The sequence below is a fragment of the Mesorhizobium sp. M7A.F.Ca.CA.002.04.1.1 genome, assembly GCF_004022805.1.
In the GTDB taxonomy this organism is placed as follows: domain Bacteria; phylum Pseudomonadota; class Alphaproteobacteria; order Rhizobiales; family Rhizobiaceae; genus Mesorhizobium; species Mesorhizobium ciceri.
Map to the genome: position 1 here is coordinate 1 of NZ_RZPL01000821.1, position 2,369 is coordinate 2,369.

Consider the following 2,369-nt stretch of genomic DNA (forward strand, 5'->3'; position numbering starts at 1 on the left):
CCCTTGTCGCGCTCGGCGACAAGGGCCGCCGTGCCGATCGAGACCGCGTCGACGCCGAGCGCCAGCGCCTTGGCGACATCGGCGCCGTTGCGAATGCCGCCGGAGACGATCAACTGCACCTTGCGGTGCATGCCGAGGTCCTGCAGCGCCTGCACGGCCGGCCTGATGCAGGCAAGCGTCGGCTGGCCGACATTTTCGATGAACACTTCCTGGGTGGCGGCGGTGCCGCCCTGCATGCCGTCGACGACAACGACATCGGCGCCGGCCTTCACGGCAAGCGCCGTGTCATAATAGGGGCGCGCGCCGCCGACCTTGACGTAGATCGGTTTTTCCCAGTCGGTGATTTCGCGCAATTCGAGGATCTTGATCTCGAGATCGTCGGGTCCGGTCCAGTCGGGATGGCGTGAGGCCGAGCGCTGGTCGATGCCTTTCGGCAGCGTGCGCATTTCGGCGACACGATCCGAAATCTTCTGGCCAAGCAGCATGCCGCCGCCACCCGGCTTGGCGCCCTGGCCGACGACGACCTCGATCGCATCGGCGCGGCGCAGATCGCGCAGGTTCATGCCGTAGCGCGACGGCAGATATTGATAGACCAGTTGCTTGGAATGGCCGCGCTCCTCCTCGGTCATGCCGCCGTCGCCCGTCGTGGTCGAGGTGCCCGACAGGGTAGCGCCGCGTCCGAGCGCTTCCTTGGCCGGACCCGACAGCGAGCCGAAGCTCATGCCGGCAATGGTGATCGGAATCTTCAACTCGATCGGCTTCTTGGCATGGCGAGAGCCGAGCACGACCGATGTGTCGCAGCGCTCGCGATAGCCTTCGAGCGGGTAACGCGAGATCGAGGCGCCGAGGAACAGTAGGTCGTCGAAATGCGGCAGCTTGCGCTTGGCGCCGGCGCCACGGATGTCATAGATGCCGGTCGCCGCGGCACGGCGGATCTCGGAAAGCGTGTAGTCGTCGAAGGTCGCGGATTTGCGCGGCGTCGTCGGCGGGTTCCTGTAGGTCATGCTGCCTCAATACGCGTCGGCGTTGTCGATATTGAAATTATAGAGGGTACGCGCCGAGCCGTAGCGCTTGAACTCCGACGGCTTGACGCCGGTGACGCCGGCGCGGTCGAGCAGGCCCTGCAGCAATTCCAGATGCTCGGTCCGCATTTCCTTGGCGATGCAGTCGGCGCCGAGGCTGTCGACCTTGCCGCGCACGAAGAGCCGCGCCTCGTAGATGGAATCGCCGAGCGCATCGCCGGCATCGCCCAACACCACCAGATTGCCTGACTGCGCCATGAAGGCCGACATATGGCCGATATTTCCATGCACGACGATATCGATGCCCTTCATCGAAATGCCGCAGCGCGACGAGGCGTTGCCTTCGATGACCAGCAGGCCGCCCTTGCCGGTGGCGCCGGCATACTGGCTGGCGTCGCCTTTGATGGTGATCGAGCCCGACATCATGTTCTCGCCGACTCCAGGCCCTGCCGAGCCATGCACGGTAATGGTGCTGCCGGAATTCATGCCGCCGCAGTAATAGCCGACGCTGCCGCGCACATCGATGGCAACAGGCTGGTCGACGCCAACGGCCACCGAATGGCTGCCTTTCGGGTTCAGCACTTCCCATGCCGTTTCGTTCGAGCCGGGAGCCAGATTGTGCAGCGCCTGGTTGAGTTCGCGCAGCGACAACTGGTCGAGATCGAAGACCCGAGGGTCGTGTGCCGCGGTTTTTGAAAGCGTGGTTGCCGGCATGAACTCAATGCTCCCAGAAATAGACGGTTGCGGGCTCGGGTTCCCAGACCCTCGCATTGTCTATGCCGGGCAGTTTGGTCAGCGCGCGATATTCCGAGCCGAAGGCGACATATTGGTCGGTTTCGGCCATCACGGCTGGCTTGCAGGCAATCGGATCGCGCACCACGCCAAAGCCGTTCTTGGTGCCGACGACGAAGGTGAAGAAGCCGTCGAGGTCGGAGAGCGTGCCTTCCAGCGCCTCGCCGAGATTCTTGCCATGCGCCATCTGTGACGAGAGATAGGCGGCAGCGACTTCGGTGTCGTTCTCGGTTTCGAAGGTCATGCCTTCGCGGATCAGTTCGCGGCGGACATTGTTGTGGTTCGACAGCGAGCCATTGTGCACCAGGCACTGGTCGGCGCCGGTCGAGAACGGATGCGCGCCCATCGTCGTCACCGCCGATTCCGTCGCCATGCGGGTATGGCCGATGCCATGTGTGCCGGTCATCTTGCGGACATCGAAGCGATCGACGACTGCCTCGGGCAGGCCGACTTCCTTGTAGATCTCGACCACGTCGCCGGCGCCCATGATGCGGATGTCGGGGCGCAGCGCCTGGATGGTTTCGCGCGCTTCATCGATCTTCGCGGGGGTGGTCC

The 2,369-nt window shown here is 64.0% G+C and carries 3 protein-coding genes; all 3 read right to left on the bottom strand.

Features of this window, described 5'->3' with window-relative positions; translation table 11 throughout:
• The coding region (locus ENZ75_RS28975; protein ID WP_128278514.1) for a glutamate synthase-related protein at positions 1–1,004 on the bottom strand (1,004 nt) is incomplete at its 3' end.
• 6 nt (positions 1,005–1,010) lie between these two features.
• A complete protein-coding gene (locus ENZ75_RS28980) occupies positions 1,011–1,736 on the bottom strand; it encodes a GXGXG domain-containing protein (protein ID WP_013532905.1) in 726 nt (241 codons plus the stop codon).
• 4 nt (positions 1,737–1,740) lie between these two features.
• Positions 1,741–2,369, bottom strand: a 629-nt coding sequence (locus tag ENZ75_RS28985; protein WP_128278515.1) for a glutamine amidotransferase family protein, incomplete at its 5' end; no start/stop codon positions are given.